This window comes from Granulicella sp. L60 (genome assembly GCF_009765825.1).
Taxonomy (GTDB): Bacteria; Acidobacteriota; Terriglobia; order Terriglobales; family Acidobacteriaceae; genus Edaphobacter.
The window spans coordinates 36733-57284 of sequence record NZ_LMUR01000003.1; the positions used below are offsets into that span (position 1 = coordinate 36733).

18 protein-coding genes and 1 tRNA gene are annotated in these 20552 nt (G+C 59.0%); 14 read left to right on the forward strand and 5 right to left on the reverse strand.

The window, feature by feature from the left end; translation table 11 throughout:
* Nucleotides 1-37 precede the first annotated feature (37 nt).
* The 8 genes from GSQ82_RS00875 (at nucleotide 38) to GSQ82_RS00910 (ending at nucleotide 9226) form a co-directional block, all read left to right on the forward strand.
* Nucleotides 38-1570: a hypothetical protein gene (locus GSQ82_RS00875; RefSeq protein ID WP_158790147.1), complete on the forward strand. Its 1533-nt coding sequence runs from the start codon at nucleotides 38-40 to the stop codon at nucleotides 1568-1570.
* 38 nt (nucleotides 1571-1608) lie between these two features.
* Nucleotides 1609-2469, forward strand: a complete 861-nt coding sequence (gene mtnP, locus GSQ82_RS00880; RefSeq protein ID WP_158790148.1) for an S-methyl-5'-thioadenosine phosphorylase — start codon at nucleotides 1609-1611, stop codon at nucleotides 2467-2469.
* A gap of 66 nt (nucleotides 2470-2535) precedes the next feature.
* On the forward strand, nucleotides 2536-3480 hold the full coding sequence (locus GSQ82_RS00885) for a PfkB family carbohydrate kinase (RefSeq protein WP_158790149.1): 945 nt from the start codon (nucleotides 2536-2538) through the stop codon (nucleotides 3478-3480).
* On the forward strand, nucleotides 3461-5167 hold the full coding sequence (locus tag GSQ82_RS00890; protein ID WP_254061327.1) for a glycosyltransferase family 39 protein: 1707 nt from the start codon (nucleotides 3461-3463) through the stop codon (nucleotides 5165-5167). Before GSQ82_RS00885 ends, GSQ82_RS00890 begins: the two co-directional genes overlap by 20 nt.
* 34 nt (nucleotides 5168-5201) lie before the next feature.
* Nucleotides 5202-6005: a diaminopimelate epimerase gene (gene dapF, locus GSQ82_RS00895; RefSeq protein WP_158790151.1), complete on the forward strand. Its 804-nt coding sequence runs from the start codon at nucleotides 5202-5204 to the stop codon at nucleotides 6003-6005.
* A complete protein-coding gene (locus tag GSQ82_RS00900) occupies nucleotides 6002-6958 on the forward strand; it encodes an LD-carboxypeptidase (RefSeq protein ID WP_254061328.1) in 957 nt (318 codons plus the stop codon). Before dapF ends, GSQ82_RS00900 begins: the two co-directional genes overlap by 4 nt.
* A gap of 17 nt (nucleotides 6959-6975) precedes the next feature.
* Nucleotides 6976-8409: a UDP-N-acetylmuramate:L-alanyl-gamma-D-glutamyl-meso-diaminopimelate ligase gene (gene mpl / locus GSQ82_RS00905; RefSeq protein WP_158790152.1), complete on the forward strand. Its 1434-nt coding sequence runs from the start codon at nucleotides 6976-6978 to the stop codon at nucleotides 8407-8409.
* A gap of 82 nt (nucleotides 8410-8491) precedes the next feature.
* Nucleotides 8492-9226 (forward strand): 1-acyl-sn-glycerol-3-phosphate acyltransferase, encoded by a 735-nt coding sequence (locus GSQ82_RS00910; protein ID WP_158790153.1) that lies wholly within the window; start codon nucleotides 8492-8494, stop codon nucleotides 9224-9226.
* On the opposite strand, the gene GSQ82_RS00915 is transcribed toward GSQ82_RS00910, so the two are convergent.
* From GSQ82_RS00915 to GSQ82_RS00930, 4 genes are all read right to left on the reverse strand, one after another.
* Nucleotides 9205-9927 (reverse strand): SPOR domain-containing protein, encoded by a 723-nt coding sequence (locus tag GSQ82_RS00915; RefSeq protein WP_158790154.1) that lies wholly within the window; start codon nucleotides 9925-9927, stop codon nucleotides 9205-9207. The two genes, GSQ82_RS00910 and GSQ82_RS00915, sit on opposite strands and share 22 nt — an antisense overlap.
* Before the next feature lie 2 nt (nucleotides 9928-9929).
* The gene (locus GSQ82_RS00920; protein ID WP_158790155.1) at nucleotides 9930-10718 is read right to left on the reverse strand and encodes a slipin family protein; all 789 of its coding nucleotides are present in this window, start codon (nucleotides 10716-10718) and stop codon (nucleotides 9930-9932) included.
* A 509-nt stretch (nucleotides 10719-11227) separates the two neighbouring features.
* Nucleotides 11228-11914 (reverse strand): outer membrane beta-barrel protein, encoded by a 687-nt coding sequence (locus GSQ82_RS00925; protein ID WP_158790156.1) that lies wholly within the window; start codon nucleotides 11912-11914, stop codon nucleotides 11228-11230.
* A 271-nt stretch (nucleotides 11915-12185) separates the two neighbouring features.
* Complete coding sequence (locus GSQ82_RS00930) at nucleotides 12186-13361, reverse strand: sulfite reductase flavoprotein subunit alpha (RefSeq protein WP_158790157.1); 1176 nt, start codon at nucleotides 13359-13361, stop codon at nucleotides 12186-12188.
* Nucleotides 13362-13545: 184 nt separating this feature from the next.
* Between GSQ82_RS00930 and GSQ82_RS00935 the strand changes: the two genes are divergently transcribed.
* The 5 genes from GSQ82_RS00935 to GSQ82_RS00955 all read left to right on the forward strand — a co-directional run bounded on the left by GSQ82_RS00935 (nucleotide 13546) and on the right by GSQ82_RS00955 (nucleotide 18807).
* Nucleotides 13546-13629, forward strand: a tRNA-Leu gene (locus GSQ82_RS00935).
* Between the two features lie 36 nt (nucleotides 13630-13665).
* Complete coding sequence (locus GSQ82_RS00940; protein WP_158790158.1) at nucleotides 13666-13974, forward strand: DUF3467 domain-containing protein; 309 nt, start codon at nucleotides 13666-13668, stop codon at nucleotides 13972-13974.
* Between the two features lie 70 nt (nucleotides 13975-14044).
* A complete protein-coding gene (locus GSQ82_RS00945) occupies nucleotides 14045-15625 on the forward strand; it encodes a glycosyltransferase family 39 protein (protein ID WP_158790396.1) in 1581 nt (526 codons plus the stop codon).
* Nucleotides 15626-15676: 51 nt separating this feature from the next.
* The gene (locus GSQ82_RS00950; protein ID WP_254061329.1) at nucleotides 15677-17296 is read left to right on the forward strand and encodes a tetratricopeptide repeat protein; all 1620 of its coding nucleotides are present in this window, start codon (nucleotides 15677-15679) and stop codon (nucleotides 17294-17296) included.
* Nucleotides 17297-17547: 251 nt separating this feature from the next.
* Nucleotides 17548-18807: a nodulation protein NfeD gene (locus tag GSQ82_RS00955; RefSeq protein ID WP_254061330.1), complete on the forward strand. Its 1260-nt coding sequence runs from the start codon at nucleotides 17548-17550 to the stop codon at nucleotides 18805-18807.
* A gap of 126 nt (nucleotides 18808-18933) precedes the next feature.
* Here the strand turns inward: GSQ82_RS00955 and GSQ82_RS00960 are convergent, their stop codons facing one another.
* Nucleotides 18934-19374 carry a DUF6526 family protein gene (locus tag GSQ82_RS00960; protein ID WP_158790159.1) on the reverse strand — a complete coding sequence of 147 codons (441 nt, stop codon included), beginning with the start codon at nucleotides 19372-19374 and terminating at the stop codon, nucleotides 18934-18936.
* A 254-nt stretch (nucleotides 19375-19628) separates the two neighbouring features.
* Here GSQ82_RS00960 and GSQ82_RS00965 point away from each other — a divergent pair, with 254 nt between their 5' ends.
* Nucleotides 19629-20513 (forward strand): deoxyribonuclease IV, encoded by an 885-nt coding sequence (locus tag GSQ82_RS00965; RefSeq protein ID WP_158790160.1) that lies wholly within the window; start codon nucleotides 19629-19631, stop codon nucleotides 20511-20513.
* Nucleotides 20514-20552 lie beyond the last annotated feature (39 nt).

A 20552-nucleotide genomic window follows, 5' to 3' on the forward strand; every position in this document is an offset into this window, starting at 1 on the left:
ATTGCAGGAGATACTGAGCGGCCGGAGCGGTAGTTCGATGATATGTTTCGCGGCCATTGCGCTATTGGTGGGCGGTTGTACGGCGTATGGGGCGCAGAGTGTGGCTCCCGCTACACCGCAGGCTCCTGCGACCGAAGCGCAGACGCCGATGACGAAGGATCAGGCGAAGGAGCTGTTTCGTTCGGTCGATGAGATTCTCAGCTTTGCGAGCAACGATTCGGGGCTGCCGATCGATCATGCGGTGAAACGCAAGCTGATCTCGCGCGATGAGGTGAATCGTTATCTGCGCGAGAAGTTCGACGAGGATCAAGGTGCGAAACGGATGGAGCGGTCGGAGGTGGTGCTGAAGAAGTTTGGGCTGCTGGACCGCGATTTTCATCTGCGGACTTTTCTTCTCTCGTTGCTGACGGAACAGATTGCGGGCTTCTACGACAACAAGACGAAGACGGTGAACCTGCTGGACTGGATTGCGCCGGATGAGCAGAAGCCTGTGCTGGCGCACGAGCTGACACATGCGCTGCAGGATCAGAAGATCAATCTGACGAAGTGGTCCGAGGTCAGCCTGGACGATACCTCGCACAATGTGGTGGAGGATAACCATCATCTGCAGGTGGACGAGGCCGATACGGCGCGTGGTGCGGTGGCGGAGGGACAGGCAATGGCGGTCTTTGTCGACTACACACTGCGTCCTAGTGGAAAGACTCTGGCTGATTCGCCTGAGCTTGCGGACAAGTTGAAGGATCAGGTGAGCGATACGAGCGGTTCGCCGGTGATGGCGCGTGCTCCGCTGCTACTGCAGGAGTCGCTGCTGTTTCCGTATAGCGACGGGCTGAGTTTCGAACAGGCGATTCTGGTGAAGGCGGGGAAGCAGGCGGCGTTCGCAGGGGTGCTTGCGAATTCTCCTTCTTCGAGCTTTGAGATTATGCATCCGGAGGCGTATATGGCTCATGCGCCGGTGCCGGTGATTCGGCTGCCGGATATTCATCCGCTGCTGGAGCCTGAGTATGTTCCGTATGACGTGGGCGTGATGGGTGAGCTGGATGTGCGGATTCTGACCGAGTTGTTTGGCGGGCGGGAGCAGGCGCAGGCGCTTTCGCCGGAGTGGAATGGCGGTGTGTACTACGCGGCGCAGCGGAGGTCGGCGGTGACGGCGGCGCAGAAAGAGTCGACTGCATCGATTGCGCTGCTGTACTACTCGCGGTGGAAGAACACTGATTCGGCGCGGTCGTTTATGCATATCTACGCGGCGCAGATTCCGCGCAAGTACTCGGGTGTGGTGGAACGTGCGAAGGACGAGGCTGACGATGATGAGAAGGTCTATTCGACGAGCGAGGGTGATGTTGTGATTTCGCGCTCTGGCGATAGCGTTTTTATCGGCGAGGGATTCGATCTTTCACTGGCTCGGAAGCTGCGTGAGAGCATTACGAGCGTGCAGCCCACAAGCAGGATTCAACAGGTGAGCGCGCCGCGGCATGAACCTGCGTTATCGATGGCTCGGGTGCTGGCCTCGTTTGGCGGGGTGAATGCCGGGGCGCTGCAGCGATATACTTCTACAGGGGCGAACAAGTAGAAGCAGGACATGCGGAACCCAATGAGGAGCAATCGATTTTGATGAAGGCAGAGATAGGGATTATCGGAGGCAGCGGCCTGTATGCCATGCCCGGACTGACCAATGTGCGCGAGGAGCGCCTTACGACGCCGTTCGGCGAGCCGTCGGATGCATTTATTCTTGGCGAGCTTGAGGGCCGCAACGTCGCATTTCTGGCGCGGCATGGACGGGGCCATCGGCTGCTGCCGAGCGAACTGAACTTTCGCGCAAATATTTTTGCGATGAAGATGCTGGGCGTGGAGACGATTCTTTCTGTCTCGGCCGTGGGGTCGCTGAAGGAGGAGCATAAGCCGACGGACTTTGTGATTCCGGATCAGTTCATCGATCGCACGTTCGCTCGGGCTTCGACGTTCTTCGGCGAGGGGATCGTGGCGCATGTTTCGTTTGGCGATCCGGTGTGTAAGCCTTTGGCCGCGGTGTTGCACAAGGCGTGCGATGATGCGGGGGTTGTCAGCAAGCTTGGTGGCACCTACGTGTGTATTGAGGGGCCACAGTTCTCCACTCGCGCTGAATCGAATCTCTATCGAAGCTGGGGTGCGGACATCATCGGCATGACAAACCTGCAGGAGGCGAAGCTCGCGCGGGAGGCGGAGATTTGCTATGCGACGGTGGCGATGGTGACCGACTACGACTGCTGGCGCGAAGGGCATGACGATGTCACGGTGGATCAGATTGTCGCGGTGATGCATCAGAATGCCGACAACGCATCGAAGGTGGTGCGCGCTGCGGTCGCCGCGATGCCGACGGATAAGAGCTGCGGGTGTATTGATGCCCTGAAGTACGCCATTCTCACGGATCGAAAGACGATACCGGACGCGACTCGCCAGAAGCTTTCTCTGCTTCTGGATAAATATCTTTAATGTCAGGCAGTTTTATGTGCCTGATATAGTTACGAATTTGAAACTGCTTTATTGAAAAGGGAGTTTATGGCCATTCTCGTCGTAGGATCGGTTGCATTCGACAATATTGAGACGCCCCACGGTAAGGTGGATGATTGTCTGGGTGGTGCGGCAACCCATTTTTCATTAGCTGCAAGCTACTTTACGCCGGTGCGCGTGATCGCTGTTGTCGGCAAAGACTTTACTGCGGAGCATGAAGCTGTCTTCACGCGCCGGGGCATCGACATTCAGGGTATTGAGCGATCGAATGGTCTTAGCTTTCACTGGACTGGGGCGTATTCGGGGAACATGGACGAGGCCAAGACGCTTGGCACTGATCTTAATGTCTTCGAAACTTTTGATCCGAAGATCCCGGAGGCTTACAAGGATAGCGAATTTCTTTTTCTTGCGAACATTGATCCTGTTCTTCAGGCCCGTGTCCGGATGCAGATGCCAAATGTCCGCATGGTCTGCGGGGATACGATGAACTACTGGATTGCGGATCATGCTGCGAATCTTGCCAAGGTGCTTCGCGAGCTGGATGTGCTGCTGATCAACGACGGCGAGGCTCGCATGCTGGCGGGCGAGCGCAATCTTGTTCTCGCTGCCCAGAAGGTTCTTTCCATGGGGCCGAAGACGCTGGTGGTGAAGCACGGCGAGTACGGTGCTACTGCCTTCTTTGGCGAACACTCTTTTCCGGGCAAGGCTAAGGTGTCGCATCCGTTCCGGGCACCGGCGCTGCCGCTTGCCGAGGTCGTTGATCCGACTGGCGCAGGCGACTCTTTTGCTGGTGGCTTCTATGGCTATCTGGCATCGCAGCCGGAGCTGACGCCGGCTGTGCTGCGTACGGCGATGTTCTATGGCGGGGTAATGGGATCATTTGCGGTGGAGCGCTTCGGCACCGAGCGGCTGCAGAATGTATCTCGTCAGGAGATCGACGATCGCTTCAAACTTTTCCAGGAGATCTCGCACCTTGACTACGCGGGCGCCTAAATCGTCCAGAGCATCCAGATACTTTGGCGCGGCGTCGGTGGCGCGCGCCAAGGCGGCTGACGTGACGCCTGCGAATCCTAACGAGATTCGTCCGGCGACGCGCGAGGAGACTTTTCCGGTTGCATTGGCGGCTGTACTTCTCTCCTTTGTTGCGTTGCTGTTCTGCTTCTCGCACGGGTTTCTGCTGCTGTATGGAGATGCTGTCGCGCACCTTGGAATTGCGCGGCGTATTCTCGATTCACGCAATCCTGGGCTGGTTCAACTTGGAGGCGTGTGGCTTCCGCTGCCGCATCTACTGATGCTTCCGTTCGTGCAGAAGTTGGAGTGGTGGCAGAACGGCCTTGCCGGAGCGTGGCCTTCGCTGATCTGCTATATCGCGAGTGTCGCTGGGCTCTATCGGCTTTCGCGTCATCTTCTTTTTCCGCGATGGGCTTTTGTCGCAACGGCATTTTACGCACTCAATCCGAATCTTCTTTATCTTTCCACGACGGCGATGACGGAGCCGCTCTTTCTTGCGCTGCTCATATGGACGACGCTGCTTACGGTGGAATGCATTGCTGCGATTCGCGCCGAGCGGCCTGCAGTGGCGAGCAGTCGGTTAATCTTAGTCGGGATCTTCATTATGGCTGCGGTGTACACGCGCTATGATGGCTGGATTCTTGGTGCAGCAGCATGGTGTGTGCTCACGTTTGTTCTTGCGCGGAATCAAGCTCTCTGGCGCAGGGTTGTTCCGGCCTTCGCGGTCTTTACACTGCTTACTGTTGCGGGCCCAATTAGCTGGCTGGCCTATAACCAACACTTTCTGCATGATCCGTTCGACTTTATTCGCGGCCCTTACTCGGCTACCGCGATTGAGAAGAAGACGATGCCGCCCAATGGGCATCATCATCGCGGATGGCACAATCCTGCGTGGGCGCTGCTGTTTTACACTCGAACGGCGCAGGTCGATGCGGCGTTTTGGGAGACAGGATTTCTAGTGATGGCGGCGGCGGTTGCGGGGTTAGTACTTGCCGTTCGACGTCGCATGGTGCTGTCTTCGTTGTTGCTGTGGATTCCGCTGCCGTTCTACATCTACTCTGTCGCCTATGGGTCGGTGCCGATCTTTATTCCGCAGCTCTGGCCTCACTCGTACTACAACTCGCGGTATGGCATGGAGTTGCTTCCTGCACTTGCGATCTTTACTTTCATCGCAGTGCAGTGGCTGGAGGGGCGATGGGGCGGGAAGCAGCCGCTCGTGCTTCGGTTGATGCAACCTATTGCTCTTCTTCTGGTTGTTCTGAATGCGTTTGGCATGATGTACCACCGTACGCCTCTTGTCCTGAAAGAAGCCCAAGTCAACTCGACTACGCGCGTTGCTTTTGAGAGTGCGCTGGCGCGACAGTTGCGCATTCTGCCCTCTGGGGCGTCGATCCTGATGTACAACTCGGACCATGTTGGAGCGTTGCAGGACGCGGGTATTCCTCTTCTCCGGACGCTGAATGAAGGTGATTACGATAGCTTCCATGCGGCGCTGGCTGCGCCATCCGAACATGCTTCGTATGTAATCGCGATTACGGGCGATCCTGTTTCGGATGCGGTTGCGCGACATCCGGAGAATTTGACAGAGCTTTCCATTCTTTGTACGACGGGCCAGGCCTGCGCTCGCATCTATCAGTCGAACCGAACGATAACATCGCCAGTGAAGTAATAGAACGCCGAGTACTGAGGCAGAGTAAGAGCACATGATTTCTTTCGTCAAAGCGCACGCGTGTGGCAATGATTTTCTGATCATCGATGAGGCACTGGCGCAGCGACGCCATGCTGACCTTGCGCGTAGGCTGTGTACACGCAATACCAGCGTTGGCGCGGATGGCATTGAGTTTCTTGATCGTAAGGCCAACGGTGAGTTTTTTCTGCGGCTCTTCAATGCGGACGGTAGCGAGGCGGAGCTCTCAGGCAATGGCACCCGTTGTGTCGCTGCGTGGCTCGCGAGTAGTGAGGGAAGGCGTGACGTGGCCCTTGGGACGCATGGCGGTTTGCGAACCTGTCATGTCGTCGAAGCGGATGATCCACAGTATCTGATTGAAAGCGGAATGGGTGTTCCGCGGGTGATGCCGCGCACGATTGTGGTGCCTGGCGTCGGCGATGTGGCGGGGGCGATGGTGAATGTGGGGAATCCTCACTTTGTTCTTTTTGTCGAGGCGGATGACTTTGGCACGCACGGGCATACGTGGCAGGACTTAGGTGCGAAGATCAGCACCAGCCCTCTGTTTCCGCATGGGACGAATGTTGAGTTTGTTCGGGTGCTGTCGCCGTCTGAGATTGTGTTCCGGATCTTCGAGCGTGGCTGCGGTCCGACGACCTCTTCGGGTACGGGGACCTGTGCGGCATCGTCTGCTGCGATGATGCTGCGGGGTGTGGATCGTGAGTTGACGGCTGTTGCGGAGGGTGGCTCGCAGCGCACTGTGTGGCCCGCGAACGATGCGGTGATGCATCTTACGGGGCCAGCGGAGATCATCTGCCGGGGTGAGGTGTTTGCGCTGTGACGACCTTTTCGGCGATGCCGACGGTGAAGCCTCGGGCACTTCGCCCCGGGGCGAGGCTGGCTGTTATTTCGCCCGCGAGTACCCCGAAGGCAGATCTAGTGCAGCAGGGGATCGAGCATTTGCAGGGGCTTGGTTATGAGACGGTTCTGGGGCGTCATGCATTGGACAAGGGGCCACTGTACTATGCGGGGAAGCTCGAGGACCGGCTTCGCGATCTGCACAATGCATTCGCTGATCCGGATGTGGATGGGATTGTGTGCACGCGCGGAGGTTGGGGCTCGGCTGAGCTGCTTCCTTATCTCGATGCTGCGCTCGTACGTGCGAATCCGAAGATCTTTATTGGCTATAGCGACCACACATCGTTACATACCTGGCTTCACAATGAGGTTGGGCTGATTACTTTCTATGGTGCGATGGTCGCGGCGGACTTTTCGCGTGACGATGGTGTCGATGGTGCAAGCTGGCAGCATAGTCTGCAGATGCTGTCGCCGTGGTTTCTTTCGGAGGCAGATGGGATTCGCGTGCTTCGTCCGGGGCGCGCTAAGGGCGTTTTAGCTGGAGGGTGTCTCTCTATCTTTGCGGAGGCTCTTGGTACTCCGTATACTCCGCGGATCGAACGGCCGAGTGTGCTTTTTCTTGAAGATATTGGCACCAAGCCGTACCAATGGGATCGGATGCTGCTTCATCTGCGCTACTCCGGGTTGCTCGAACATGTGACAGGTATTGTCTTTGGCGATATGCGTCAGTGCGTCGCTGCAGAGGAAGAAGACTATCTTGATCGGGCGATACTCCATGCGCTTCGAGATTTTGTAGGACCGATTGGCATTGGCTTGCGCAGCGGGCATGTCAGTCATGCGAACATCACACTTCCATTTGGGGTTGCTGTCTCGCTTGACTTCGAAGAGGCGGGGAACCAGCGTATGCACTTTCTTGAAGGTGCGGTCACGGTTTAGGGTTGAGCCTTTCCACTATGCAAAAGAATAAACATATTCATCTCATCGGCATCTGCGGCACGGCGATGGCGTCTCTTGCGGGCATGTTGCAGCTTCAGGGGCATCGTGTCACGGGGTCAGACACGGCGGCCTATCCGCCGATGAGCGACCTGCTGGCGTCGCTTGGCATCGCTGTGTACGAGCCTTATGCGGAGAGGAATCTGGAGCCGCGGCCGGATCTGGTTGTTGTCGGCAATGCGATCTCGCGCGGGAATGTCGAGCTTGAACATGTTCTTGATACGCGCATTCCATTCTGTTCGATGGCGTCGATTCTTCACGATGAGTTTCTTCGAGGACGCGAGCCGCTTGTGGTCGCGGGCACGCATGGGAAGACGACTACGACCAGTATGCTGAGTTGGATCTACGAGGTTGCATCGCGCAAGGATGATGCACTTGCTCCGTCGTTTCTGATCGGCGGCGTCGCGGAGAACTTCGGCACGAGCTTCATGGTGCGGAGTACGAAGCCGTTTATTTTAGAGGGCGATGAGTACGATACTGCGTTCTTCGACAAAGGACCGAAGTTCCTGCATTACTTTCCTGACGCGCTGATTCTTACCCATGTTGAGTTCGACCATGCGGATATTTATGCCGATCTTGAGGCGGTGAAGACTGCGTTCAAACGACTGGTGAATCTGATTCCGCGCCGGGGGCGCATCGTTGCCTTTGACGGCAGCGAAAATGTAACGGAGTGTGTTGCAAAAGCGTTCTGTATGGTGGAGCGCTATGGATTTGCGGCAGACTCTCACTGGCGCGTTTCGGATATGCGGCATGAAGGTTCTCTTACGCGGTGGAATTTGGCGCGTGGCGGCGAGCCGTTTGCAGAGCTTGCGCTGCCGATGGCTGGCGCACACAATGCGCTGAATGCTACTGCAGCGGCTGCGCTGGCGGCTGGGCAGGGAGTTCCGGTGGAGGCGATCGTCGAGGCGCTGGCTACGTTCAAGAGCGTCAAGCGGCGGCTGGAGATACGCGCGGTTGTGGATGGTGTGACTATCATCGACGACTTTGCTCATCATCCGACTGCGATTCGTGAGACGCTGCGTGCGCTGCGTGAGTCTTATCCGGGGCAGCGATTGTGGGCGGTGCTGGAACCGCGTTCGAATACGCTTCGCCGCAACGTCTTCGAGACGGATTTGGTCGATAGTCTGGCGCTTGCCGATCGCGTGATGATGGCTGCGGTGTTCAAGTCGGAGAGCATTCCTGCGGCGGAACGGCTGCATCCTGAGCATGTGGTTGCGGCGCTGGATAAGCGTGGAATTCCTGCGTTGCTGCGAGATGATGCGGATGCGATTGTGGAGACAATGGTCCCTTTGCTTGCGTCGGGGGACGTTGTTGCGATCCTTTCGAACGGCGGCTTTGGCGGGATCTACGAGAAGCTTCCGGCTGCGCTTGGCGCTCGAAAGCTCGCTGAGTGATTCGTTGGCGACTGTTCGTTTGCGGGGTGATCTGCGGATGGAGCGGATGGGCTGCTGTTTCTGCTATATCCTCTGAGATGGAATGTTCGCGACGCTAAAACTTGTTTTTGTTTATTTGGCCCTTGGCCCTGCGGCGGGGCTGATAGGGATTCCTTATACGCTGATGGTTGGCGATGTCAGCCGCATGTACCGGGTGGCGATGTGGATCGCTCACGCGGGGGTGCGGGCTGCGGGTATCCGGATTGAGATGACGGGTCTGGAGAATGTTCCGGCGGGTCGAAGCTGCATCTTCATGTGCAACCATGTCTCGAACCTTGATCCGCCGGTGGTACTTCCGTTGTTGCCGGGTCGGAGTTCGGTGTTGCTGAAGAAGGAGCTGATGAGCATTCCGATCCTGGGAAAGGCGATGCAGCTGGGCAAGTTTGTGCCGGTAGAGCGCGGAAGCAGGCGCGATGCGGCGAAAGAGAGCGTTTCGGCTGCTGCGGACGCTCTGCAGTCGGGGCTGCACATCCTGGTTTACCCAGAGGGAACGCGGTCGCCGGATGGAAGGCTCTCTACGTTTAAGAAAGGTCCGTTCTTCCTGGCGCAGCAGACGGGGGCTCCGATTGTGCCGATTGCACTCTCGGGTACGCAGCTAATGATGCGCAAGGGAAGCAATGCGATCGAGCCGGGTCTGGCGCGGATTCAATTGCTGCCTGCGATCGAGTCGTCAGCTTACGCGACGCGCGAGGAGTTGATGCGGGCGGTAAGGAACGCGATTGCACAGGCGCTGCCGGAGGAGATGAAGCCGGCGGACTACTTGACGATGGCGTTGTAGCCGTCAGATTGCAGGCGAAGGCGCATGGCGTCGGCGTCTTTTTTCGTGGCGAAGGGGCCGACCTGTACGTGGAGCAGCTTGTCCTGCGGGGTCTGGTGTATGGCTACGGTGTAGCCGCGTTTTTTGAGGGCAGTTGCTAGGATGTTCGCATCTTCCTGGTGGGAGACGGCGGCGACTTGCACTACGGCGGTGCCGGTGGGTGAGACTGCTGGAGCGGGTGGCGGCGGGGGACCTGGTTTGGAAGGTGCTTCAGCACGTTTAGTGGTGTCGGGCTTAGTGGTGTCGGTGGTTGAGACTACTGTTCTGAGCAGGGCGGCCTGAGGCTGGCTCGTGGTCTGGGCGGAGACGTCGTGGGACGTTGCCGCGGGCTGGTCAGTGGCGTCTGAGGCGGCGTCTGTGGAAGACGGCTGGCGGCTGTTCGCGGCGGATGGGGTCAGCGGGCTGGCGGGTGAGGGCTTGGAGTTATCGCTGTCGGTGTCTGAAGAGACGGCGTCTGAGGCGGCGGAGGCTGACGCGGCGGTAGTTGGAGGCGCGGATCGGCGGCCGAGGGAGTATCCGAAGCCGAAGAAGGCTCCGCAGAGCAGGGCCAGGCCGAGGAAGATGCCGATGATGGTGGTGGTTCCGAGGGAGATCTCACGGTCCTGTGGGTCGATGTCGTGAAGATCGTCTAAGTCGCGGTCTCTGTCGTATAGGGTGTTCACTGTCAGGCCTTCTCCTTGGTGGCGTCAGGGGTTGAGTCGGAGGGCGTGAATGTTCGGTTGAGCAGGTTCATCAGCTCCATGGGGAGGGGGAAGACGATGGTGGTGTTCTTCTCGACGCCGATCTCGGTGAGGGTCTGGAGGTAGCGGAGCTGGAGGGTCATGGGCTGGGTGGCCATGAGCGCGGCGGCTTCGACGAGCTTGGCGGCGGCGTTGAACTCGCCTTCGGCGTGGATGATCTTGGCGCGGCGCTCGCGCTCGGCTTCGGCCTGCTTGGCCATGGCGCGCAGCATGCTCTCGGGCATATCAACCTGCTTGACTTCGACGGAGACGACTTTGACGCCGAAGGGTGCGGTGTGGCCGTCGATGATGCTCTGGATACGGAGGTTGAGGGCTTCGCGGTGGGCGAGGAGGCCGTCGAGATCGACTTCACCGAGGACGGAGCGCAGGGTGGTCTGGGCGAACTGGGAGGTCTGGTAGATGTAGTTGGCGACTTCGATGACGGCGCGGGTGGGGTCGACGACGCGGAGGGTGATGACGGCGTTGACCTTGAGGGTGACGTTGTCGCGGGTGATGACGTCCTGCGGGGGGACTTCCATGGCCTCCTGACGGAGGCTGACGCGGACGATCTGGTCGAGCGGACGGAAGACCCAGATGACGCCCGGTCCTTTGGCTGCCTCCTTCACCCTGCCCAGGCGGAAGATCACGCCTCGCTCGTACTCCTTCAGGATATTCAGGGAGTTGGCAAGGTAGAGCAGGACGATGACGACGGCGAACAGGAGTGGGAGCGACATTTGGTGGAACCTCTGGCGAGCCGGGAAGCTGGCACACCCGTTGCGATTGTAAAGCAGATGCGAGGGCCGGAGGCCGGGCAGGTCTCAAGCTCGTTACCCGGTACGGAGCGGGAGGCGCGGCGGCTGTCAGTTCATGGGTTACCCCCCTCCCCTGGGGGTAGGTGTAGCTAAGTTATTTAGATACAGCCATATACTAAAATTGGAACGTGCAAAATTCTCATTCTAAACGGCTTACGGGTAAATATTTCTTATAAAACGACTTAGGGCTCAGCGTGTGTGCTGAGCCCTGGAGTCCGACCTTTTTTTGATCCTACTTCTATTCTAGTGGATGGAGTGAAACTAATACGTCATGGTTTGGTGGTTTTGTTTTGGCTTTTAAGTGTTTCTATTTCAATATGTTACGAAATGATGTTTGGGATCTGAGGGCTGGGATGGGGTTGACAGGTCTAAAGACGACGAGGACATGCCCGGAAGCATGTCCTCGTCTTGAGTTCTGAGTTTGTGTGTGGCTAGAAGCGGAGGAAGAAACCGAAGCCGGGTTCGATGCTGGTGGTGTGTTGCTGGATGGTGAGGTAGTTGGTCTCGAAGTCCGGGGCTTTGAAGAAGGCTTCGCGGAACTGGGCGCGAACGCCGAAGTGGGTGGAGACGAGGGCTTCGGCACCGACGGAGTAGTAGTAGGTGGCGCGGGCCTGCGGGAGGTAGCCGAGACCGCCGCCGGGGGTGGGGCGGAAGTCTGTGGTTCCGGCACCGACGGCGACGAATGGATTGATGCCGTAGTACTTCTTCGGTGCGTGGACGACGTATCCGAAGGTGTATTCGGCGGCGTTCTGCTGGATACCGCCGGAGGATGGGGGATTCAGGATGCCGAGGGGGGTGAAGGTGTCGGTGTAGCGGGCGTATCCGTAGTTGAACTCAAAGCCGACGAAGGGCTTGACGGTGTAGCGGACGGTGACCAGGGCGCCAACGGTGTTGCCGGGGTGCAGGCTGACGGTGGTGGGTACGGCTTCGACGACGGCAGTGCCGCTGGAGTTGCTGTTGAGGACGCCGATGCCGCTGACGGCGAGATCGAGGCGGGAGAGTTGTTTGTCGAGGGCCGGGTTCTGGGACACTTGAGCGTTTGCGATGGATCCTGCCGAGGCTACCAGCAGACAGAAGATGACACTCCGGGCACAGAACAGGCGAGGTACATTCAACATCAAGACGAAACTCCCTTAGGCGAAAACTGCTGTTTTTAGTCTACTCTGTCCTGCCGGACGGACCCACTTCACGTGGGGTGGTTACTTCGTGACTTGTGTACTTTAGACGTGGCAGGTTGAGGATGGTGGGCCTCCCGTTGGCCGGCGCGATGTTGACTCCGACCAGCGGTAGGACGTTGGGTGATGATCCTGCCGCGACAAGGTATACATGTCACGAAGTGACCGCCCGCTGCGCAGGCGGCCCGTCGGGCAGGACCTATCTTCTCTATCTTTAGTAGACGTCTCGCTGATACCGCTTTTGCTTCTTCATCGTGGCGAGATACTCTGCCGCGTGGTCGAGTGTGCCGTTGGAGCCTCTGGCGATGACATCGAGCAGGGCAAGTTCTACATCTTTCGCCATGCGGGTTGCGTCGCCGCAGACGTAGAAGTAGGCTCCGCGCTCGAGCCAGTCATAGAGTTCCTTGGAACGCTCCTGCATGCGGTCCTGCACGTAGACCTTCTTAGCCTGATCGCGTGAGAAGGCGGTGTCGAGGCGAGTGAGTACGCCGTCCTTCTGCATTCCTAGGAATTGATCTTTGTATAAGAAGTCGAGGGCTTCGCGCTGCTCGCCGAAGAAGAGCCAGTTGTCACCGGGGTGGCCGAGGGCCTGACGCTCTTCGAGGAAGGAGCGGAACGGGGCGATGCCGGTGCCGGGGCCGATCATGATGACGGGCGCGGAGTTGTCTTCGGGCAGGCGGAAGTTCTGGTTGGCGTGGAGGAAGATCGGCATGATGGCGCCGAGGGGGGCGCGCTCGCCGAGGTGTCCGCTAGCAAGGCCCTGGCGCTCGCGGCCGTGGGCGTCGTAGCGGACGACGCGGACGGTGGTCTGGACGTCGTTGGGGTGCATGACCTGGCTGGAGGCGATGGAGTACATGCGCGGGGTGAGGCGGGCGAGGATGTTGAAGAGCTGCTGCGGCTCTTTGACGATGCCGGGGAAGTCGGTTGCGAGGTCGACGAACTCGCGGCCCCAGCAGTACTCTTCGGCGCGGGCTTTGTTGTCGGGGCCGGTCATGACTTTGAGGCCTTCGATCTCGGGGGCGAGCTTGGCGAACTGGGTGACGCTGCCACGGGTGAGTTTGCCGATGGCGAGGCGGGTGCGCAGGGCTTCGTCGAGATCGATGTCGACCTTGTAGTGATCGAGCACGCGCTCATCGCCTTTGAAGCCGAGAGCTTTGAGGACTTCGTCCACGGCCTGGCGGCGGTTCTCGGGCAGAATGCCGACGGCATCGCCTGGGGTGTAGGTCATGCCTTCGTCCAGCGTGAGCTCGACGTGGCGGGTTTCTTTCTCGGAGCCCTCGCCTGTGAGTAGCTCGTTCACCGTGATGGTCGACATAAACGGGTTGTTGCGTGTGTACTTCGACGCGTGCCCGGTCGCAGCCTTCGCTTCCTGTTCCACAACTTCAGTCATCTCTCTATGGTAAAACGCATCGTGCGAAAATGCATGCGCTTTCCGGGCAAAAGAAGCAGTCGGAGGGGATTCGCGGCTTCCACAAGGCGGCGCGGCAGCTATACTGAAGCAGCGCGAAGGCTCGAGTTCCGATTAGACTGGAGATCGGCCCGCTGCGATACGTGAGTTGACGCAAAGCAGCGATGCGGGAGTGGCGAAATGGCAGACGCACTTGGTTTAGGTCCAAGCGGAGCAATCCGTGGGGGTTCGAGTCCCTTCTCCCGCACCAAATTTCTGTAGCAAAACCTGATGGAAAAGAGATTCGATGAGCCAGCAAAATCCTCAAGCCGACCAGCCCCAGCTCAAGCTCACCACTACCGAGGACTATCGCGATGGCTATGCCAACAGCGTGCAGGTTCGGATGAGCGTGTGGGACTTCTTCCTTGTCTTCGGCACGATGTCGCAGGACAACCCTGAGGAGCTGAACGTGAAGAACTTCCAGGGCATCTATCTGAGCCCGCAGCAGGCAAAGGCGCTGTGGAACGTGCTTGGACATAACCTGTCGCAGTATGAGCAGACGTTCGGCACGCTGTCGCTCGAGCCTGTTCCGCAAGTGGACGGCCCTGTTCACTAAAAGCGTGCGACCTCCAGGCAGTGCAGTTGATGATCGCGGTGACGGTGGGCTGGCAGACATTCCTTTGTGGATGCTCTATCCGCTGTTTTTTGTCGCGGTGTATCTCTCGCACTTCCGGCTGCTTCGTCTGCCATATTTCTGGGACGAGGGAGGGTATTACATTCCGGCGGCGTGGGATTTTTTTCGCACGGGCACGCTGATTCCGCAGAGCACGGTGACGAACGCGCATCCGCCGCTGCCATCGATTCTGCTGGCTGGGTGGTGGCATCTTTCGGGCTATGTGGTGAGCGGGACGCGCACGCTGGTGTGCCTGGTTGCGGCGGCGGCTCTGCTGGGCGTTTATAAGCTGGCACGGGAGCTTACGAGTACGCCGGTGGCGGCGGTTACGGTGGTGCTGACGGCGATCTATCCGGTGTGGTTTGCGCAGAGTACGCTGGCGCATGCGGATATCTTTGCGGCGGCGTTTACGCTTTGGGGACTGGCTTTTTACTTCGATCGGGCGGATGTTGAAGGTGGCGTCGCTGCGCCGATTTCGCATGGGAGTGCGCTGTGGACGGCGGGGATGTTTTCTCTGGCGGTGCTTTCGAAGGAGACCGCGATTGTTACTCCGGCTGCGCTTGCGGGGTGGGAGATTTATCTGTTTCTCCGGGATCTGTTTCTGAAGGATCGGGGGGACGCGGTTTTGCGGCGGCTGCATCTGGCGTGGGCTGGGGCGCTGGCTCTGCCGATTCTGCCGCTGGTGGCGTGGTACGCGTATCACTTTCACCGGACTGGATTTGTGTTCGGGAATCCTGAGTTTCTTCGCTACAACGCGACGGCGAATCTTACGGTCTACCGCATCTTGCTTTGTCTTTATCACCGGTTGCTGCACCTGACGGCGCACATGAATATGTTCGTGCCGGTGGTGTGCGCGATTGCGGCGGCTTTGATTCCGGTGGCGGCGACGAATAAAAGGCTGCCGATTTCGCGTCCCGCGCTTAAGGCTATCGGGATTGTGCTGCTGGCGAACTGGGTCGCGTTTTCGGTGCTTGGCGGGGCGTTGCTGACTCGATATCTTCTGCCGATGTTTCCGCTGGTGCTGGTGGTGTGCGTAAACACTTGGCGTCGGCGGATGCCGGAGCGGTGGCTGTTGATTGCGGGACTGAGCGCGGCGGCGTTTCTGGCGGGGATCTGGATCAATCCGCCGTATGCTTTTGCGCCTGAGGACAACCTGACGTATCGCGATATGATCGTGCTTCATCAGCATGCTGTACGGTTTATCGATCAGCACTATCCAGCGGCGACGGTGTTGACGGCGTGGCCTGCGACGTCGGAGTTGAGCCGTCCGGAGCTTGGTTATACGGACCATCCGGTGAAGACAGTCGCGCTGCAGAACTTTGCTGCGGACCAGATTCAACAGGCTGCGGCTGATCCGGGAAGCTACGACGTTGCGCTGATCTTTTCGACCAAGTGGGAGCCGCCGGCAGAGAAGGTTGATCTTGGGCGACGCAATCAGTCAGACGATACGAAGTACTTCGACTTTCACCATGATCTGCCGCCGTCGGAGGTGGCTGCGATTCTTCATGGGCAGGTGGTGTGGCAGGCTCATCGCAGGGGGGAGTGGGCGGCGGTGATTCACTTTCCGCGTATCGTCGAGGCGAGCCTGCGCTGACGAACGGGCAGGTGGTTCGTCTGTAGAACGCGACGCTCTATACTCATACGTGTGCTGAGCCTCCACACACTTCGCCGCATTCTGCCGACTCTTCTGCTCCTCTGCACGCCTTTTGCACATTCTCAGTCCGCGCCGTCTGCTGACACGGGCGGGCGGGTTGTTTTGGTGCTGCCCTTCGACAATCGCTCCGGGCAGTCGAACCTTGGGTGGATCGGCGATTCGTTTCCCGACACGCTGAATCAGCGGCTTACCTCTTCGGGGTTTCTTACGATTACGCGCGATGACCGACAGTATGCGCTGGATCATCTTGGGCTGCCGATTGATTTTCGTCCGTCGCGGGCTACGACTATTCGCATCGCCCAGACGCTCGATGCCGACTTCGTGATTGTGGGGAGCTACACGATTGAGAACGACCATATCGCGGCGCAGGCGCAGGTGCTTGAGGTGAACAAGCTAAAGCTGTCGGAGGCGCTGGTTGATTCGAGTCCGCTGGCGCGGCTGTTCGACCTGGAGAACGCGATTGCGTGGAAGGTTGCGCGGCAGATCGATCCTCATTTCAACATCGCGCAGCAGACCTTTCTCTCGTCTTCTGAGGGGATTCGGTTGAGTGCGTTTGAAAACTATATTCGTGGGACCGACGCTACGACGGCGCAGGAGCGCATCAAGCGGCTGCAACAGGCGGTGCAGGAGAATCCTAACTATCCGGCTGCGCTGCTTGCGCTGGGTAAGGCGCAGTTTGCGCAGCGCGACTACGACCAGGCTGCGACGACGCTGGCGAAGATTCAACGTTCGGATCGGCGCGCTCTTGAGGCGGGATTTTATATTGGGCTGGCGCGATTTAATTCAGGGAAGTATGCGGAGGCTGAGTCTGCGTTTGCCTTCGTTGCGAGCAGGCTTCCGCTGCCCGAGGTGGTGAACAATCAGGCTGTGGCTTCGAGCCGTCAGGGGCACGATGCGGTTCCGCTGTTTCAACGGGCGTCGACTGCTGATCCGAGCGATGTGGACTATCACTACAACGTGGCTGTGGCGCTGCTTCGGCGAGGCGACTTTGCGGGAGCGCAGCGTGAGGTGGACCAGACGCTGAAGCTGCGGCCTACCGATACGGAGGCGACGCAGCTGAAGGCTATGATCTCTGCGGGGCGGGCGCTGCCGGCTGCGGCGAAGGTTGCGAGTTCCACTGACACAGTGCCGAGTTTCGATCCGCTTGAGCGGATTCGACGGACGTACTCCGAAAGTTCGTTTCGTCAGGCGGCATTCCAGCTTGACCAGATGCGCGCTGCCCGGATGGCTACGCTGCCTCCGGCGGAGCAAGCTGCGCAGTACGCACAGCTTGGGCACGACTATCTTGCGCAGGGTTTGATTCCTGAGGCTGAGCACGAGTTTCAGACGGCGATCTCTGCTGACTCTTCGAGTGCTGCGGCTCATGCGGGGCTTGCGCAGGTGCGGGAACATAGCGGCGATAGTGCGGACGCGCGGGCGGAGGCTCAGACGGCGATCAGGCTGCATCCGAGCACGGATGCTTATCTTGTGCTGGCGCGGCTTGATCTTCAGGCGAATCAGTTGGAGTCTTCTGCGTCGGATGTGAAGAAGGCGCTGCAGATCGATCCTAAGGACTCGGCTGCGCTGGGGATGAAGCAGGCGCTGCAGACTCGTGGGCAGGCTTTGCCATGAGAACGGATTTGTCCTGCCGGACGGGCCCACTGCTCGTGGGGAGGTCACTTCGTGACTTTTGTACCCCGTTGGGTGGGCCTCCCGTTGGTCGGGATGAGGATGATTGCCGACCATCGGGAGGCCCACCCAACGGTTTAAAGAGGCGTGCGAACGCCCGCCCGCTGCGCAGGCGGTCCGTCCGGCAGGACATTGTCTTTACAATTTTCTTGCTCTTTTTAGTTCTTCTTCCTCTTCATGCGCAGACATCTACTGTGGTGAAGCTCACGATTCACGACACCATCCAGCCGATCACGGCTGACTACCTTCAACGCGGTCTTCAGCAAGCCGCAAAGGTGCATGCACAGGCGGTGCTTGTCTCTCTTGGTACGCCGGGTGGTCTGCTTGAGTCGACTCGCGTAATGGTTCAGGCTATCGAGAACTCTTCCGTTCCGGTCATCGTTTATATTTCGCCGACTGGCAGCCGCGCTGGGTCGGCAGGATTTTTTCTGCTGGAGGCTGCTGACATTGCGGCGATGGCTCCGGGTACGAATGCGGGGGCTGCGCATCCGATTGTGGAGGGCCGGACGCTGGATCCGATCCTTAAGGCGAAGATCGAAAACGATGCTGCAGCGTTTCTTCGGTCGTATAGCGCGCGCCGTGGACGCAATGTTGAAGCGGCTGAGGATGCGATTCGTAATTCGAAGTCTTATAGCGATGAAGAGGCTCTGAAGCTGAAGCTGGTCGATCTGGTGGCGACGAATGACTCAACGCTGCTTGATGCTCTCGACAATCGCGAGGTGCGGCGCTTCGACGGGACGACACAGACGCTTCATCTTCGTGGTGCGGCGATCGAGGTGGTTGCGCCGTCTATGCGCGAGAGGCTGCTGAGCAAGCTTACGAATCCTGATGTGGCCGTGTTGCTGATGGTGCTTGGTGCGCTGCTTATCTACCTGGAATTTAATGTTCCGGGGACGGTTGTGCCTGGGTCGCTGGGTACGCTGTTTGTTCTGCTTGGGCTCTTTGGTTTGAATCTGCTGCCGATTCGCCATACGGCTGTTGTTCTTCTGCTGGCTGCGGTGTTTCTTATGGTGCTCGAGATTAAGTTCACCAGCCATGGTGTGCTTGCGTTCGCAGGTATTGCGTGTTTGGTGTTTGGCCTGGCTACGCTGGTGGATGGGCCTATTCCGGAGCTGCGCGTGCATACGGCTACGGCTGTGGGTGCGGGGCTGGGGTTTGGTGTGATCACGTTTGGGCTGGCGTGGATTGCGCTGAAGGCTCGGCGAGGGAAGGTGCTGACGGGGCCGCAGGCGATGGTGGGCGCGGTTGCGATCGCTCGGACTGCGCTGGCGCCGGATGGTCAGGTGGAGATTCGCGGGGAGCTGTGGCAGGCGAGTCTGCGTGGTGCTGCGGCGGTGAGTGCTGGGGCTTTTGTTTCGGTGCGCGGGGTGGATGGGCTGGTGCTTTTGGTGGAGGCTGGGAAAGATGCTGTCCTGCCGGACGGGCCCACTGCTCGTGGGGAGGTCACTTCGTGACCTTTGTACCCCTTCGGGTGGGCCTCCCGTTGGTCGGCAATAAAGATGATTCCGACTAGCGAGAGGACTGATATTGCTTGCGCGGGCTTGACAGGTATACGCGTCCCCGTCCGGCAGGACAAAGGGTTAGACGCGGTGATGGTCGGGGCGCCAGTCGGTGATGTTTTGCTTGATGGCTTTGGGTTCGAGATTCTGGGTGAGGGTTTTGTGGGCGAGTGCGGGTAGCTCTGCGTCGGAGGCGAAGCGGAGGGCGGTGAGCTGTTTGGCGGTAAGTTCATCAATGTGGGCGCGGTCTTCGGCGGGGAGGAGCGCGTGAAGACGGAGGCGCTCTTCGAGGCGTATGACGCGGTCCTGGGCCTTGAGGGCGCTGCCACGGGCGCGGTCAGCCATAAGAAGGAAGACGATGGCCATGACGATCCACCAGAGATGGGTGTGCCGGTAGGCGGGCCAGTTGTGGACTGTGATGTAGATGGAGAAGATGAGGTTCAGGAGGAGAAGGGGGATGATGACGAAGTGGAAGAGGGGGTCTAAGCGGGTGTGATTTTTGAAGCTTTGTGGTGCGGGCATGGGCTTACCTTTCAGGTGAGACGAGCATAGCATTTTTGCATTTTTTTCTGATGGTGGTGGGTGTAGGTTTTAGGGGCTTTCTCCTTTTGTTTTGAAGGGGGTTTTGGGAGTGCGGTGAGTTTCGTGGTGGCTTTTGGTGGTGAATAGGTGGTGGTTTGTGTGGTGGAGATGGTTGGGTGGAGGTGATTATTTTGGCTGCGAAAAATGTGACAGGGGGATGGGACTATTTTTTGCGGGTGGGATAGCCTTGAGGGATGAAGAGTTCAGGCAGGAAGCGGATTGGCGTGCATGTGGGGACGGCGGGTGGAACGTGGACGGCGGTGGAGCGTGCGGTGGCGGCGGGGGCGAATACGTTTCAGATCTTCTCTTCGAGTCCGCGGCAGTGGCGGGCGGCGGCGGTGAAGCCGGAGGATGCGAAGAAGATGCTGGAGCTGCGAGCGAAGCATGATGTGGGGCCGGTGTCGGTGCATGCGAGCTACTTGATTAATCTGTGCAGCCAGACGGAGAGTGTGCGGGAGAACAGCGTGGGGGCGTTTCGCGGTGAGGTGGAGCGGGCGATGGCGCTGGGGGCGGAGTACCTGGTGCTGCATCCGGGGAGCTGGAAGGGGTTGACGCGGGAGGAGGGGCTGCGGCTGGCGGCGGAGTCGATTGTGAAGGCGGTGGATGGGATTGATTTTTCTCAGACGGCCGCGCCGGGGAAGGAGTTTCGGATTCTGATTGAGAACACGGCGGGAGCGGAGTTTTCGCTGGGAGGGAAGTTGGAGCAGGTGGCGGAGTTGGTGGAGAGGCTGAAGCCTTGCGCGCCGGTGGGAGTGTGTCTGGATACGTGCCATGTGCATGTGGCGGGGTATGACCTGGTTTCGACGGATGGGTACGTCGAGACGATGATGGTGGTGGGGGATACGGTGGGGTTTGAGGCGGTGAAGGTGTGGCACTGCAACGATGCGAAGGCGGCGATGGGTTCGAAGCTCGACCGGCATGAGCATATCGGCGAGGGGACGATTGGGGCGGAGGTGTTTCGGAAGCTGCTGCACGATGAGCGGTTTGCTCATGCGGCGTTTATTGCGGAGACGCCGGTGGACGCTCCGGGAGATGAGGCGAGGAATGTTGGGGTGTTAAGGACGCTGGGGGCGGGGTAGTGCTTGGAGCTTAAAGACTTGTCCTGCCGGACGGTCCCA

Excerpts from the sequence above, each read along its gene's own strand:
- GSQ82_RS00875 (WP_158790147.1), top strand. The coding sequence starts at position 38 with ATGATATGTTTCGCGGCCATTGCGCTATTGGTGGGCGGTTGTACGGCG.
- GSQ82_RS00925 (WP_158790156.1), bottom strand. The coding sequence starts at position 11,914 with ATGTTGAATGTACCTCGCCTGTTCTGTGCCCGGAGTGTCATCTTCTGT.
- GSQ82_RS00945 (WP_158790396.1), top strand. The coding sequence starts at position 14,045 with ATGCTCTATCCGCTGTTTTTTGTCGCGGTGTATCTCTCGCACTTCCGG.
- GSQ82_RS00940 (WP_158790158.1), top strand. The coding sequence starts at position 13,666 with ATGAGCCAGCAAAATCCTCAAGCCGACCAGCCCCAGCTCAAGCTCACC.
- GSQ82_RS00920 (WP_158790155.1), bottom strand. The coding sequence starts at position 10,718 with ATGTCGCTCCCACTCCTGTTCGCCGTCGTCATCGTCCTGCTCTACCTT.
- GSQ82_RS00960 (WP_158790159.1), bottom strand. The coding sequence starts at position 19,374 with ATGCCCGCACCACAAAGCTTCAAAAATCACACCCGCTTAGACCCCCTC.
- mpl (WP_158790152.1), top strand. The coding sequence starts at position 6,976 with ATGCAAAAGAATAAACATATTCATCTCATCGGCATCTGCGGCACGGCG.
- GSQ82_RS00885 (WP_158790149.1), top strand. The coding sequence starts at position 2,536 with ATGGCCATTCTCGTCGTAGGATCGGTTGCATTCGACAATATTGAGACG.
- GSQ82_RS00930 (WP_158790157.1), bottom strand. The coding sequence starts at position 13,361 with ATGACTGAAGTTGTGGAACAGGAAGCGAAGGCTGCGACCGGGCACGCG.
- GSQ82_RS00910 (WP_158790153.1), top strand. The coding sequence starts at position 8,492 with ATGTTCGCGACGCTAAAACTTGTTTTTGTTTATTTGGCCCTTGGCCCT.
- GSQ82_RS00965 (WP_158790160.1), top strand. The coding sequence starts at position 19,629 with ATGAAGAGTTCAGGCAGGAAGCGGATTGGCGTGCATGTGGGGACGGCG.
- dapF (WP_158790151.1), top strand. The coding sequence starts at position 5,202 with ATGATTTCTTTCGTCAAAGCGCACGCGTGTGGCAATGATTTTCTGATC.